Genomic DNA, 13526 nt, shown 5'->3' with positions numbered 1-13526 from the left:
ATTCCAATAAAAGGGATTTGTCTATTTTTCCAACAACAATAGAAAGTGAAAATTCTCAATGGGGCCTGATCCCCTATACGTGGATTAATAAATCCTAATTGAAAGGCAGTATGAGAAATCATGCTGTCTTATTTTAATGCTCAAAAGACTGCCCAGGCAATTTATTAGAAGAAATTGAAAGGAAATTGAAAAGATATAATGAATCAAAGTAATAACGAAACAAAACTATGTAAAAAGTGCGGGAAACAAGTACCGTTAAACCGAATAAAGGGAAGAGTCAATAAAGGGATGTGGAGGCAATCCGATATATGTAAGGATTGCTATAATGCCCACATAAGACAAAAACGAAGAGAATCTAATATTAGGAAGTTCATGGCAGATGACTCAATGAAGATTCAGATCCATTATAAGGAAATCTATCCATCTTACATACTTGCTATGGAACAGTCCGGGATTGAACCGATTGCAGAAGATGAGGTATTTGTGCAATTGTTAGACCACAAGGATTCCTGGATTTCTAATTATGGTAGGGCTGTGTCATTCTATAATGGTAAGTACTTCCTCACAAGAAAGAAGATCAATAAAGATGGTGAAATATGCTACCAGTTAAACAGGAATGTGTTTGATGGAAGAAATTGGGTTTGGAAGAAACAGGTAATAGAAGCATGGAAATTGGTAGTAAAGGAATTTACCGTAAATTATGATATTTCAAATAATATCTGCTGCTGGCATAAAGGAGATAATAAGAATGATACATATTACAGGCACATTTATCCATTAAACCAATATCAATATGATGCTGTCAGCAGACATTATGAGGAAACAGGAGATGATTCAGAGGCATATATACTTGATACCATGAACGGCATTGATTACAGGCCAGATGGGTGGGAGCCGTCACATATGAAAAAATCCTTCTTTGGCATTGGCTACTTGGGGTGCGGTGATTGTGATAGACAGTCAGAAGCCTATCGCAAATGGGCTAATATGATGCAGAGGTGTTATAGTGAGGTTACTCATAAAATAAAGCCGTATTACAAGAATTGCAGAGTAAGTGAGGAATGGTGGAACTTTGCAAATTTCAGAGAGTGGTATCGGGAAAATATCATTGAAGGAAGGAAATTCGATTTAGATAAGGATATTCTGGTACAGGGGAACAATGTATATAGCCCTAACACGTGTTCATTGGTAACACACTATGCAAATACAATATTCCAGCGTAGGGGAATTGAAACGAATATCAGTCAAAATAGTGCAAGTGGGAAATATGATGCTTCAATATATATTCTTGGTAAGACAAAAGCGATAGGCTTATTTGACAGCCGGGATGAGGCGGAGAAAGCACTGCTTTTACATCGAAAGGAGCTTATTGATAGATTTGCCAGAAGGAACAGGAATAAGGTTCCTTATAAGGTATATGAGGCAATGATGAGATGGAATACTGAGATGGTTAGTTAATATTAAGGCATATCGGATAGTGATTATCTGGTATGTCTTATTTTTTATCAAGGTAAATTTGGGGCTTTTTATATAATATTCATTCAGCTAAAGAAAGAGCAAATTTATATAAGGGGGAGTTGCCAATGATTTCAATATCGTTACTGTTACGTAAGGATACCGCAATAACAATCCCATGATCCTGCTTTATTTCAAATGGAGAAGATGCTCGCTCGGTAAAGTCTTGTAAGATGGGAAGGATAATTGCTTTGAACCAATAGACCTTATTTAAGATATGTTCCTCTGCCTCTTTCCACAGCTGATAAGCTATGCAGGATAATTGGATGTGAGATTCAAGATATTGTAGAGTTTGTGGAAGAAGAGCAGAATAGTAAGCGAGTAATGAAGGAACCTGGAATATGCGGATTCCTTTATTTTTTAAATATTTATATGAGAATGGAGTTCCTTTTTTGAAAATCGTAAATAGTTAAGGTATAGATTGATTGAAGTGATAATCTAGGCTATAATAGGTTTAATTAAAATTATATGGGGTGATGCTACTGTGGAAACAAATATGGAAAAGACTCCAAAAGTATTTATTTCATATTCATGGACGAATGAAGAGCATATAAATAGAGTTGTTCTATTAGCAGAGAGATTAGTAAGTCACGGAGTTGATGTTATATTAGATCGGTGGGATTTAAGAGAGGGACAGGACAAATATGCCTTTATGGAGCAGTGTGTCACAGACGCTAACGTTGATCGTGTTTTATTAATATGTGATAAAATGTATGCTGAAAAAGCAGACGGAAGAAAAGGAGGAGTGGGAGATGAAACCGCAATAATATCCTCAGAAGTATATGGAAAAACAAATCAAGAGAAATTTCTTCCAGTCATATTTCAAAAGAATAGTGATGGTTTACCATATATGCCTGCATATATAAAAAGACTACTATATTTTGATTTGTCGGATGATAATACTTTTGAATCCGAATATGAAAAATTGTTGCGGCGTATTTACGATAAGCCACTTCTAAGTAAACCAGAGTTGGGGAAAATGCCCAGTTGGCTTAATGAAACCGTAAGAGATAATTTGTATCCATTGAAAGATATAATAAAGCAATTATATGCGACAGAAGGCAGAACAAAGCTTTGTCATTTGGTCTCGGATTATGTAGACAAATATTTAGAATTAGTCCTAAAATATAAATTGGATGAATGTGTGGATCCACAGATGATCCTATTGAAAATAGAAGAGATGAAGCCTCTTAGAGATATGTATGTGGATTTTATTATTTGTATAATAATTAAAGAAATAGATATATCTGAAGTTATTACTGAACTTTGGGAAAGATATTATAATGAAGTTATTATGTACGACCATTATTCAGATACAGAATATTTTTATTTCCATCTGTGGGAAATAATACTTTGTACGATTTCAATATTATACCATTATAAGAAATATAAAATAATTTACGAACTTGTGGCAAATACTTATTTTTTAAATATAAATTGTGTTAGTAAGCAGACAAACACGCAACCTATTACATGTTTTAATTATTATTTTGAACAATTAGAAGAATATAATAGATTGAACAATGATCCCAAATGGATATCATTTCCTGGTGAATTAATATCTAAAAGAGAGTATCGACCACTTATTACAAAAGAGAGTATTAGTTATGCGGATATTCTGCTTCATCAACTAACATCTGATTTGAATAATGATATATATGGATATCATAATATTTGGCATTCTTATTGTTATATGTATAATAAAACTGCATTTTCAGAATTCCAGAAATTCAAATCAAAGAGACACTGTAATAAGTTAAAAGAACTATATGGTGTTAACTCATATAAGGAAATGATTGATATAATAAAAAGTTCTCAGACAATTCAACAGCAAGAGAGGTATAGTTCAAGGTCATGTCCTATTATTACCAATATAGTTCCGATAGAGCAGATTGCCAGTTTGAACTAATGATAGAGTGTGGATAATAGAATGTCTTTATTATGAATAATTCGATTTTATAAGAATAGGGGCTAGGCCAAAGCGGCTTAGTTCCTGTTTTTTATTTCTTTATAATATCCTATGGAACTCATAAGTAACCAGAAGAATATCTTAAGATGTAAGAGACAACTCTTACTCTGGAAAAGATCTATGATTCATTAGAATTGAATCCGGATATAAGAGAAATAGTTGATAATTTGCTTGCAGAACGTGACGATATGAATATAGAAAGGGTATTATTGGTATACTGGACAGGTATAATGGATGCTGTGTTGATATTGAGGGAGATGGGAGTGATTGAAATGTAGGGGTCAAAAAACAAAGGACCAGTTCCTTGGCTGGTCTTTTGAAGGTATTTTTTCTATTCAGAATTCATCGACATATCTTGAGCCTTTAATCTGTTTGATTTCTTCTATTACCACTTTATGTAATATGCGTTTAGTAAACTGAATCTCTATTATGGCACAGACATCGGTTGCGTACCATTTGTTTTCTGATTTCCGCTGGAGGGATTTGACTTTAATATTATATTTATCAAAAAAACTGAATAGGTTCAGCATAAATTCCTCGCTTTCGCCTTCGATACAAATTGTCATGTTTCTAGATTTCTCCATAATTTTTTTATCACAAATGCAGTAGGCAGTAGAGGTAACATAAATTATAAGTAATCCAGCAATACCGCCGAAATAAAAGCCGCATCCGATTGCAATTCCTAAAGCTGCGGTTACCCATAGAGCTGCCGCTGTTGTAAGCCCCCTTACTTGATTATTGCCTGTTACCATAATAGAACCAGCACCTAGAAAGCCTATACCGCTAACTACTTGGGCAGGCATTCTCGCTAAATCACCTGATTCGTGATTTGTATAATGACATATATAGTCATTTGTGATCATTATGAGTGTTGCACCAAGGCATACTAACGAAAAGGTTTTTAATCCTGCTGGTCTTCCTTTTATTTCTCTTTCCAAACCTATGAGACCACCGCATATAGAGGATAGGAATATCTTCAGCAGTGAGTTGATTTCAAATTCAGATAGTCCCCAAGATATAAAATATTCAATGATATTATCCATATATTTCTCCAATCTTTATTTATAAAAATCGCAGAAAATAAATCTAATTCTCTGCGACATAATTTTTTGGATATGTAAGATAGTTACGTTAAAATCATTTGGGGAATTCGGAAGTTTACTGTATCTATCAATTCCAAATTATATGTATGTACCATTTTCTTTGCGATGGAAAGTGCGTCTGGATTCCATACCTTTTCTGGTTGATGTGCGTCAGAGCCAAAAATAACTGTATTACCTACTGTTCCAGCAATTTTCCAAAAATTTAAATTTGGATAATTCCTTTTATCCCAAATGCCTAAGAAGTTTATTTCCAATGGTATATTTAACCTTTTTGCACTACGGCATAATTGATTCATCCGGTCTTCATATAATTTTTCATTTCCGGTGAAATTTATGATATCTGGATGTGCAAAATAAGTAAAACATCCAGTTTCTAATGCTTCTATTGATTGATTACAATATCTTATTAAATGCTCTGGATTATTGGTCGGATTACCGCTAAAAAATTCACCGATTTCATTTCCAAGATAATGCTGGGCGAGTAAAAAATACTCTATTGGATATTGGCTTGTTATTTTAAGAAAAGAATTAAAATACTTGGGATAATACTCCGCTTCTAAGCCAAGGTGAATATCTATGTCATATCTATATTCATATTTCAATTTTAGAATTGTATCTACATAATCCTCAAGTTGGTTTAGCCTCATTTTTACATTACTTATATATCCGGCAGGATATGGCATAGGAGCATGGTCAGAAAATCCAAGGATTTTCAGGCCGCCTTCAATTGCCTTTTCTATATACTCTCTTTCTGTGCCTGACGCATGCATACAACGCCAGGTGTGTGTATGATAATTTGCAATCATATGATCTCCTGATATCAATTATTGATTTAGCTAAAATATAATTTCCATTCCATCGTAAGCAGCGATGAATCCTTCTTTTTTAAAAATCGGAGTAATTCTTTCGTGTACGGGATTAAAGCCGTGATAAAAATGGGTTGAGATGAATTTTGTATTCTCAGAAGCCATTCCTTCTTCGATCATTCTCTGATAAACCTTTATATTATCTGGCAAACCCATATGTCCATCAAATATTCCTGTTTCCTCAACCATGGTACAGTCAAGAACTACACAATCAAATTTATAACGTTTTAGTTCTTTCCATGTGTTTTCTTGGAACATACTACTGTCATGACCATAAAGTAAAGTTTTTTCTTTATCTTGTATAATATAAATCATGCATAATTCTTTTTTGTCATGATTGGCTGGCAAGGGTAATACTTTATATTTTCCTATATAGAACTCCTCATACATAGTAAGCAAATTTAGTTTTAGATAATTATCTATACCTAAATAGTTGTTGTTCATGATTTTTTCAATCTCTGCTTGAGAATTGACTGAACAGGCTATTATATCAGAAATTTTATGTATTGATTTGTCATTACCATATACGTTTAAAACCCGTTCTCTGTCATAAAAAGCTTTGGGAGGAATCACCTGTGTAATAGCTAAAGGATAAAGGTGGTCATCGTGAGAATGTGTAATCAGTAAATGAGAGATAGCAGTTAGATCTAGATTGCGAAATAACGTTTGTGCATATCCGTCCATTGAGAAATCAATTAAAACATCATTGTCTAGTTGCACACAAGTTCTCATTCTATAATTTTTTCCACCCATTTTTCTGATCTGTTTACAATATTTGCATTCACAAAACAAGGCTGGAACGCCTTCTGATGCTCCGGTACCATAAAAATGTAATTTCATTTTCTATCTCCTGATGTCACTATTTACTTAAACATTATTTTGTGTCTTTGTCCCAGTAAGCGGGTTTATCCTTTAACGCCAGATACTACAACCCCTTGTATGAAGTATTTCTGGAAAAAAATAAATACAATTAAAATGGGAAGCGCTACAATCACTGCTGCTGCGAATACTAAATTCCACTCAGTATTATTCATACCACTGAAGAATGAAAGCCCAACAGATATAGTTTGCTTTGAATTGGAACTAATATAAATAAGAGGTTCCAAATAATTATTCCACTGGTCTTGCATCGCCATTATGGTAACAGCCAATAATGCAGGTTTTGCCTGAGGAACGATTACATAAAATAATCTCTGCCATACATTACATCCGTCAATAATTGCTGATTCATCCATTTCCACAGGAATTCCCATCATGCTTTGTCGGATCATAAATGTATAAAACGGTTTGGCGAAGAAAAAGGGTGCAATAACAGGGATCCAAGTATCTAATAAACCTACTTTACTATAAATTAAATAAAGTGGGGTAAGAACTATTTCCGTTGGAATGATCATTGTAAGTATTACCAACATGAAAACCTGATCCCGGCCTCTCCATTTTAACCTTGAAAAACCAAAAGCAACAACTGAGGAAGATAGTACAGCTCCTAAAACTGACAGTAATGTTATAAAAGTTGAGTTTTTCAACATCTGTCCAAATCCAAATGCAGGATAATCAAAAGCTTCTGAATAGTTAGCAAACCTAAATGGCCATACCCAAAATTTGGGAGGAAACTGAAATAGTTGTTCATAGGTTTTAAACGAATTTAAAAAAAACCAATATAATGGAAACAAAAATATACAGGATAAAGCTGTCAGAACGCTATAACATCCTATTTTTCTTGCTGATTTACCATAATGAAATTTTTTCATACTTTACTCACTCCCATAATAAACCCACTTTTTAGAGGAACAAAATACTATGATGGTTAATATTCCTACGATTACAAAGAGTAGAATGGACATTGCGTTTGCATATCCAAGTTTAAAGTTTACAAATGCATTTTTATAGATATATAACATATAAACCAAACTTGCATTACTAGGTCCGCCATCTGTCAAGATCTTGATTTGTGTAAATGTCTTAAATGCTCCAATTAGTCCTATCAGCAAGTTCATGTATAAAACTGGAGTCATCATAGGAAGTGTAATATGAATTAATTGGTGCCACTTACTGCCGCCATCAATATCAGCTGCTTCATAATATGCGGTTGGAATAGCCTGTAGCCCGGAGAGATTAATGATCATCATTTTTCCAGATTGCCATAAACTGATAAACACTGTACTTGCAATAATGGTTCCAGTCTTGGATAACCAGGATATTTTATCAATGCCAATTATGCGAAGCATGTAGTTTATAACCCCAAAATCAGTTTCAAGCATTTGTTTCCAAAGCAATGTAGAAGATACTACAACAATCAAACATGGCGCATAAAAAAGTGTCCTAAAAACCACAATACCCTTTAATTTTTGATTAAGTAAATTTGCTAATAAAAACCCAAATATCATTTGACATGGAACCGCTATAATGGCATATAAAAATGTAATTCCTAATGATTTCCATATTAGCGGATCTTTTGTAAACATAGTTATATAGTTTTCCAGTCCAACAAATTTACAGTCTGATAAAAAACTATAGTCGGTAAGACTAATACCGATTGCTAAAAATAAAGGGATAAGCGTAAAACTTATTACACCTATCAACCATGGAGAAATAAACAGCAAGCCTAAGCGGATACCTTTTTTTTCTTTTTCGGAAAATGTTTTCATATTGACCCCTCTTCATATAATAAGGTAGTGTCACTTTGTATGACTAGAATCGGCTTAAACACAGTAAAACCAATGGTTTTAGAGCCTCAGAGCCTTTATCCCCCAATTTCCTTTGGCGTAAGCGACCTCAATTTTATATTTGGAAGCCTATCCAGGCTGGTCTTTAAGCCCATTAATTCAAACTTGGTGAAGTTTCCATAAGTAAAATATAATCGATTAATCCAATGAGGCGGGGGATAAGACATATTGATCTTTACATTACCTATAATTAAGGTAGTCAGTTATTGTATTTTGCCTTATTTTCATCTACGACCTTATTTATTTCGTTACATAAATTCTGTAACATGGCTTCCATTGTCATTTCTCCATTTAAGCCTTGTTTAAGGGTTTCATTTTGAAGCTGTGAATATTGCTGGTATGGAATATACTGCGATAAAACGTTTGGATGTATATATGAAAGCGCATTTTCAAAAGCTTCAATATTTTCTGGAACTTGTTTGTCGAAATAACTACTTCTTTCTGATTCAAGGGCCGGAATAGCGCTGTTTGAATCTGCATATAGTTTTTGACATTCAGGTTGAACCAACTGTTCAATAAGGGTAATGGCAGCATCTAAATTCTTGGTATTTGGATTAATAATTAGTCCAAGTACATTACTAGAGCATTTTCTTTCTCCAGTTGTAGGGTCAAGAGGAAGCTCTACAACATCCCATTTGAAGGAGGTGATATTTGTATAAGTAGGAACTTTCCAGACACCTGCTGCAACCATGGCAATTTTACCGCTCATAAACATATCATCACCAGATGATGAGGTCGTAACCTCTGTACTTGGCGAAACACCAGTCTGGTACATATCTGCCAATGGCTGTAACGCTTTTGCAACTCCTGGATTATCTAATAAACATTTTTCTCCAGTTTCATCAAAGATTTCATAACCGGCTGACCATAATATTTCCCACATTGGAAGACGATCCGCAGGCACATAAAAGCCGTACTGTACTGTTTCATTTTTATCGTTCTTTATAGTAAGTTGCTCTGCAATATTTTTTAAATCCTCCCATGTCCAAGTATCTTCAATTTCTTTTAGATTAATTCCTGCTGCATCCATTATATCTTTGTTATAAGCGATTGCTGAACATTCTATTGTTATAGGAATGGCCATTTGTTTCCCGTTATATTGATAAGTCTCTACTATAACTGGGTCAAGCTTATCGAGGTACTCCTGAAGCATTGAAGATTTCTCAACAATATTTGTTAAATCCATGGTCTGTCCAGATGCTGCATATGATTCAAAATCAGGTCTTGTCATTTGGTATACGTCAGGCCCTGTTCCGGCAGCAATGGAAACTGGTAATTTAACCCAATAATCAGCAGTTGCCGTTAATTGAAGATTAACATCTAAATCTGTATTTGCTTCTACATACTCTACTTGCTGATTGAGAGCTGTTGCAGCCTCTGTACTCCATGTCCACCATGTTACTTTACCTTTATCATTTTCTGTTTTTACAATATTATCTGAAGTTTTATTAGATGAATTAGCAGAACATCCCATTAATAAACTTGTAGATAAAAAACAACATAATAAAATACTTATTCTCTTTTTCATTTTTCACCAATCCTTTCTTTTTATCAAATGTATAAGAATCATTCTGATTAATTATTGCTTTGTAATTTGTAATACACCCCCTCCTGATTTAGAAAACTTTTTGTTTATTGTTAAATTTTACAAATTATAGACAAATATATCTAACTATTTGTTGATGTTTATATAGTATTTTATCATTGCACTCCTAGTATTTCTTTAATACAATGTTGCCTGTTTTTTTGATTATGTTGTATTTCTTGCTATGTAATGCTATAATTCTATAATAAGAAAAAAGGATTATATATTCATGAAACAACAAAAAAAAGAAAAATATGTGTACGAAGACTTGTCTAAGAGAAAACAGGTCCTTCCTAAACTCAAATTGAATAATTTTACATCTTCTCCTCCGACAAACATACACATGGTTGTCTATGAGAGTGGACATAAAGGACATTGTGAACCTGGATGGCATACCCGACTAAGGGTTTATGATCATTATCTTATTCATTATATTTTAGATGGAAAAGGCTTATACTATACACCCGCTGGTACATATCCTGTGAAAAAGGGAGATTTATTTATTATCAGGCCGGATGAAGCTATTCATTATTTAGCTGATATGGATACCCCATGGACTTATTACTGGTTTGGATTTAATGGTAATGAAGCATATAATATTATGAGATTATGTGGTTTTTCCGAAATCTCGCCAGTAATACATTATGGTGATAGTACTAAGATTAAAGAACTTTTACATAAATTAGTATATCCTGAGTTCACAGGTATTTCCCGTGAATACGAACTATTAGGATATCTTTATGAAATATTTTCTTTACTTATTCAAAGACAACCACATCCTGCTATAACGAAAGCTGAACAATATTTATCGGCGGCTATTGAATATATACAAAAACAATATAGTTTTAGTGGATTAAGGGTAAATGATGTTGCAAATTATATTGGTATAGACAGAACCTATCTATATCGAATATTTTATGATTCTCTTCATGTTTCCGTTCAGGATTTTATTCAACAGTTCCGCCTAGATAAAGCAAAGGCACTATTGAAGTTTTCAAACATTCCTATTGGTATGATTGCTTATAATTGTGGTTTTGAGAATCAAGCTTATTTTTCAACAATATTTAAAAGATACTATAATATGTCACCAACAAATTATAGAAAAAAAGAAAATCAGGCAGGCTCATATTAGGGGATTTTGGTTGAAAGATGCAATCGAGTGATATTTTCGGGATGGATTTTGGATTGTGATGTGTGGATGGAACAGATACCCCGTTTCCCAGACCGCAGACCTCCTAAGAAAATGTAAACATACCCCCCACCTACCCTCTGCCTACCTACGTCCAAGACCAAGCAACCGAACCCACACAATCCACGTATTCTCTTGTCCCTCTGCCCACCTACAATTCACAGTTAACACCACAAACACGGCGTATTTTGCCGTTAAATGCGTTAAATAGGCATACAATGATACATGAAAAGGCTGTGGGTGAATGCTCACAGCCTATCACATTATCCACCCTATAATGCCATTGCATAACCTTCCTTTTTGGCCTTGTCATAGCTTTTTTTGACCTCTGTATAATTCAAACCATCAAAGTATCTGACTGTAACGATCCTGTTTTCATATTCACTCATATTGTCCCAATAGATAATGGTATCATTAATCTGAATACTGGTATCATACGTTCTACTCAAATACAAAAAGGCTTTCTTTAAATCCTCTTTATTGTAGTTCTGCTTTTTGTCCTCTGTATAAACTCGATTATTGAAAAAATCTCTTCTTTCATATTTTATAGTTAACATAGTTTTGTATCCTTTCTTTTCTTTCAGGGTGTATCCGATTCAATTGGTTACACCCTATTTTTTACCCTTCTAAGCTTCGATCATTGTCCTTTGTTCCGTCCTTACATCAGCACTGCCATAGTAGTTACATATGGTGTCAAAACTCAATTTCTTATTGCTTTTCTTTCTAAAGGTTTCGCTGTGCCAGTACCATTTCTTTTTCTCGTGTGCCCATTTAAAGCCCATTTCCTTTAGTGTAGCCTTGTGCGGATATGTATTCCCATCAATCCATATCCAATTGCCTACAATGGTTATATTCAGCCCTACAAGCTGTATAACATTACTGAGCATATCCCTTAGTGCTTCATCCTCCGCAAAGTCCCATTTCATATTGTTATAGGTCTGGTTTGTTGTATCCTTTGTTGTCTCATTGTGTTGATCCTTTAATTCCTTAAATAACGTTTCGTATTCAACATTGATAGCCTTGCAAATGTCTTCCGATCCATTTGGGTTATCAGGATGATATTTCTTTAATAAGTCCTTGTATTGTTTCCTTAATTCCTCCAAAGTCTTTGGGGTATTGAAATATGTTGACATGGTCTGAACCTCCTTTACTTGATTGAATCTAAATGTTGTTGCAATAATGCGGTGAATGGGGTTACCTCTGTTTTTATATTTGAAATTCTGATTAGCAGGGAACTTAGTAACCTGTGATCCGTTCCCAATCCTCCTTGTATTCCCATGCCGTAGGTCTTAAGGCGTGCTGTCTAATGTTTTTGGATATTTCCTTATAGCGCTGATCCATGGATTCGTGAGTTGAGAAAAATTCTTCGTGGTCTAAGTTACCCCAATCTGAGCCGGATAAATTGTAGATTCTTAATTTATAGTTTGCCATTTTGTTGTCTCCTTTTCTTTATTTGTAAGTTACTATTTGATTCTATTATATATTGGTACTAATATAATTGCAATGTAAATTAGTACCAATATATAATGCTTGTTTTGTGCATAATTTTTGTGTCATAGTAAATATTGGTACTAATATATAAAATAATGGCACCAATATTGTGAGGTATTAACATTGAAAATATATTAGTACTAATATATAATATGGCCATAAGGTTGATACAGACAAACAAAAAACGAACACACAAATCAACCACAGAACATTGAAAACTTCATATAAAAGGAGAGATGCAGAATGTGTAAGAACATGGACGAGTTATCCACAATAGCCAATCAAGTTTATGAACTGGAGCGAAAGAAAGCAAAAAAGAAAAAGGAGGTTGATGACTTAGACGCTCAGATAAAAGCCTTTAAAGATGAAATGGCGGTTTATATGAGGAAACGCCAGAAAAACGAAATAGAAGTTGACTTTTATAAGGTTCTGTATACACTATTTGAACGACCACAGTTTGACAGCAAAACATTTATTGCAAATGAGGAAAATGGCAAGGAACTGTATGAGAAGTATTCAAGGACCATCCCAATACAGAGGGTTACGGTTAAGTTGGCAACGGGATAACAGGGAGGTGGAGCAATCCACTTCCCACAGGTTGATAACATTATTTAAAGAAAGGAAAGGCAATCAATATGAAGAAGCAAATGATTGAATCAATCGGTATGATAGATATGAACGATGTAGATTTACGTTTAGTAGGGCAGATTGAAATATTCCTGTCACTTGATGAAATAGGATATCAAGTAAAGAAAATAGTGAACGAATGTTTGGAGCAATATGAAAAAAGGTATCCGGGAATTGATACTGAGGATGATGTTTATTATGATTTTCATCTTATCTACACACGAGAAGTGAATGAAGGGGATTGGCAAGAGTATATGATAGATGTTTACATATGGCAACAGTCAGACAAATTCATGGGAAAAACCACCATGTATTTTGAAGATATACCCTTATCACTTAGTGAAGCAGAGGGGAACAAAATGAAACAACTTATCGTTGATAAGGTAAGTAAAATGCTTTTCGGCTCTGTTAGCAATAAAATAGCGGTCGCATAACTTGATGGGGAAGTGTCGCAG

15 protein-coding genes are annotated in these 13526 nt (G+C 34.1%); 6 read left to right on the top strand and 9 right to left on the bottom strand.

What is annotated here, in order from left to right:
- Positions 1 to 372: 372 nt before the first annotated feature.
- From HMPREF9469_RS30805 to HMPREF9469_RS24280, 3 genes are all read left to right on the top strand, one after another.
- Positions 373 to 1458 carry a hypothetical protein gene (locus HMPREF9469_RS30805; RefSeq protein WP_007868289.1) on the top strand — a complete coding sequence of 362 codons (1086 nt, stop codon included), beginning with the start codon at positions 373 to 375 and terminating at the stop codon, positions 1456 to 1458.
- Between the two features lie 282 nt (positions 1459 to 1740).
- Complete coding sequence (locus HMPREF9469_RS34105; RefSeq protein ID WP_157140343.1) at positions 1741 to 1911, top strand: helix-turn-helix domain-containing protein; 171 nt, start codon at positions 1741 to 1743, stop codon at positions 1909 to 1911.
- Positions 1912 to 1999: 88 nt separating this feature from the next.
- On the top strand, positions 2000 to 3424 hold the full coding sequence (locus HMPREF9469_RS24280) for an SEFIR domain-containing protein (protein ID WP_157140341.1): 1425 nt from the start codon (positions 2000 to 2002) through the stop codon (positions 3422 to 3424).
- A gap of 395 nt (positions 3425 to 3819) precedes the next feature.
- On the opposite strand, the gene HMPREF9469_RS24275 is transcribed toward HMPREF9469_RS24280, so the two are convergent.
- The 6 genes from HMPREF9469_RS24275 to HMPREF9469_RS24250 form a co-directional block, all read right to left on the bottom strand.
- Positions 3820 to 4527, bottom strand: coding sequence for an MgtC/SapB family protein (locus tag HMPREF9469_RS24275; RefSeq protein ID WP_007868286.1), 708 nt, complete (start codon positions 4525 to 4527; stop codon positions 3820 to 3822).
- An 83-nt stretch (positions 4528 to 4610) separates the two neighbouring features.
- The gene (locus HMPREF9469_RS24270) at positions 4611 to 5393 is read right to left on the bottom strand and encodes a histidinol-phosphatase (protein WP_007868283.1); all 783 of its coding nucleotides are present in this window, start codon (positions 5391 to 5393) and stop codon (positions 4611 to 4613) included.
- A gap of 30 nt (positions 5394 to 5423) precedes the next feature.
- The gene (locus tag HMPREF9469_RS24265) at positions 5424 to 6293 is read right to left on the bottom strand and encodes an MBL fold metallo-hydrolase (protein ID WP_007868280.1); all 870 of its coding nucleotides are present in this window, start codon (positions 6291 to 6293) and stop codon (positions 5424 to 5426) included.
- 65 nt (positions 6294 to 6358) lie between these two features.
- The gene (locus HMPREF9469_RS24260) at positions 6359 to 7204 is read right to left on the bottom strand and encodes a carbohydrate ABC transporter permease (RefSeq protein WP_007868277.1); all 846 of its coding nucleotides are present in this window, start codon (positions 7202 to 7204) and stop codon (positions 6359 to 6361) included.
- A gap of 3 nt (positions 7205 to 7207) precedes the next feature.
- Entirely contained in the window at positions 7208 to 8101 is an 894-nt protein-coding gene (locus tag HMPREF9469_RS24255) for a carbohydrate ABC transporter permease (protein ID WP_007868275.1), read from the bottom strand.
- A 277-nt stretch (positions 8102 to 8378) separates the two neighbouring features.
- Positions 8379 to 9707 carry an ABC transporter substrate-binding protein gene (locus HMPREF9469_RS24250; RefSeq protein ID WP_007868271.1) on the bottom strand — a complete coding sequence of 443 codons (1329 nt, stop codon included), beginning with the start codon at positions 9705 to 9707 and terminating at the stop codon, positions 8379 to 8381.
- 286 nt (positions 9708 to 9993) lie between these two features.
- Here HMPREF9469_RS24250 and HMPREF9469_RS24245 point away from each other — a divergent pair, with 286 nt between their 5' ends.
- Positions 9994 to 10896 carry an AraC family transcriptional regulator gene (locus tag HMPREF9469_RS24245; RefSeq protein ID WP_007868269.1) on the top strand — a complete coding sequence of 301 codons (903 nt, stop codon included), beginning with the start codon at positions 9994 to 9996 and terminating at the stop codon, positions 10894 to 10896.
- Positions 10897 to 11225: 329 nt separating this feature from the next.
- Here HMPREF9469_RS24245 and HMPREF9469_RS24240 read toward each other — a convergent pair whose 3' ends face one another.
- The 3 genes from HMPREF9469_RS24240 to HMPREF9469_RS24230 all read right to left on the bottom strand — a co-directional run bounded on the left by HMPREF9469_RS24240 (position 11226) and on the right by HMPREF9469_RS24230 (position 12384).
- On the bottom strand, positions 11226 to 11510 hold the full coding sequence (locus HMPREF9469_RS24240) for a hypothetical protein (protein WP_007868266.1): 285 nt from the start codon (positions 11508 to 11510) through the stop codon (positions 11226 to 11228).
- A gap of 69 nt (positions 11511 to 11579) precedes the next feature.
- Positions 11580 to 12086: a J domain-containing protein gene (locus tag HMPREF9469_RS24235; RefSeq protein WP_007868263.1), complete on the bottom strand. Its 507-nt coding sequence runs from the start codon at positions 12084 to 12086 to the stop codon at positions 11580 to 11582.
- Positions 12087 to 12189: 103 nt separating this feature from the next.
- Positions 12190 to 12384, bottom strand: a complete 195-nt coding sequence (locus HMPREF9469_RS24230) for a hypothetical protein (RefSeq protein WP_007868260.1) — start codon at positions 12382 to 12384, stop codon at positions 12190 to 12192.
- Between the two features lie 303 nt (positions 12385 to 12687).
- On the opposite strand from HMPREF9469_RS24230, the gene HMPREF9469_RS24225 reads away from it, so the two are divergent.
- On the top strand, positions 12688 to 13011 hold the full coding sequence (locus HMPREF9469_RS24225) for a hypothetical protein (RefSeq protein WP_007868259.1): 324 nt from the start codon (positions 12688 to 12690) through the stop codon (positions 13009 to 13011).
- 68 nt (positions 13012 to 13079) lie between these two features.
- The gene (locus HMPREF9469_RS24220) at positions 13080 to 13505 is read left to right on the top strand and encodes a hypothetical protein (RefSeq protein WP_007868258.1); all 426 of its coding nucleotides are present in this window, start codon (positions 13080 to 13082) and stop codon (positions 13503 to 13505) included.
- The last annotated feature ends 21 nt before the right edge of the window (positions 13506 to 13526 follow it).

The sequence above is a fragment of the [Clostridium] citroniae WAL-17108 genome (assembly GCF_000233455.1).
In the GTDB taxonomy this organism is placed as follows: Bacteria; Bacillota; Clostridia; order Lachnospirales; family Lachnospiraceae; genus Enterocloster; species Enterocloster citroniae.
The sequence above is the reverse complement of the archived record's forward strand: the minus strand, read 5'-3'. Positions and strand labels throughout refer to the sequence as shown.

What these genes read in the sequence shown, in the direction of transcription:
- HMPREF9469_RS30805 (WP_007868289.1), top strand. Translation starts at nt 373, where the DNA reads ATGGCAGATGACTCAATGAAGATTCAGATCCATTATAAGGAAATCTAT.
- HMPREF9469_RS24275 (WP_007868286.1), bottom strand. Translation starts at nt 4,527, where the DNA reads ATGGATAATATCATTGAATATTTTATATCTTGGGGACTATCTGAATTT.
- HMPREF9469_RS24270 (WP_007868283.1), bottom strand. Translation starts at nt 5,393, where the DNA reads ATGATTGCAAATTATCATACACACACCTGGCGTTGTATGCATGCGTCA.
- HMPREF9469_RS24265 (WP_007868280.1), bottom strand. Translation starts at nt 6,293, where the DNA reads ATGAAATTACATTTTTATGGTACCGGAGCATCAGAAGGCGTTCCAGCC.
- HMPREF9469_RS24260 (WP_007868277.1), bottom strand. Translation starts at nt 7,204, where the DNA reads ATGAAAAAATTTCATTATGGTAAATCAGCAAGAAAAATAGGATGTTAT.
- HMPREF9469_RS24255 (WP_007868275.1), bottom strand. Translation starts at nt 8,101, where the DNA reads ATGAAAACATTTTCCGAAAAAGAAAAAAAAGGTATCCGCTTAGGCTTG.
- HMPREF9469_RS24250 (WP_007868271.1), bottom strand. Translation starts at nt 9,707, where the DNA reads ATGAAAAAGAGAATAAGTATTTTATTATGTTGTTTTTTATCTACAAGT.
- HMPREF9469_RS24245 (WP_007868269.1), top strand. Translation starts at nt 9,994, where the DNA reads ATGAAACAACAAAAAAAAGAAAAATATGTGTACGAAGACTTGTCTAAG.
- HMPREF9469_RS24240 (WP_007868266.1), bottom strand. Translation starts at nt 11,510, where the DNA reads ATGTTAACTATAAAATATGAAAGAAGAGATTTTTTCAATAATCGAGTT.
- HMPREF9469_RS24235 (WP_007868263.1), bottom strand. Translation starts at nt 12,086, where the DNA reads ATGTCAACATATTTCAATACCCCAAAGACTTTGGAGGAATTAAGGAAA.
- HMPREF9469_RS24230 (WP_007868260.1), bottom strand. Translation starts at nt 12,384, where the DNA reads ATGGCAAACTATAAATTAAGAATCTACAATTTATCCGGCTCAGATTGG.
- HMPREF9469_RS24225 (WP_007868259.1), top strand. Translation starts at nt 12,688, where the DNA reads ATGTGTAAGAACATGGACGAGTTATCCACAATAGCCAATCAAGTTTAT.
- HMPREF9469_RS24220 (WP_007868258.1), top strand. Translation starts at nt 13,080, where the DNA reads ATGAAGAAGCAAATGATTGAATCAATCGGTATGATAGATATGAACGAT.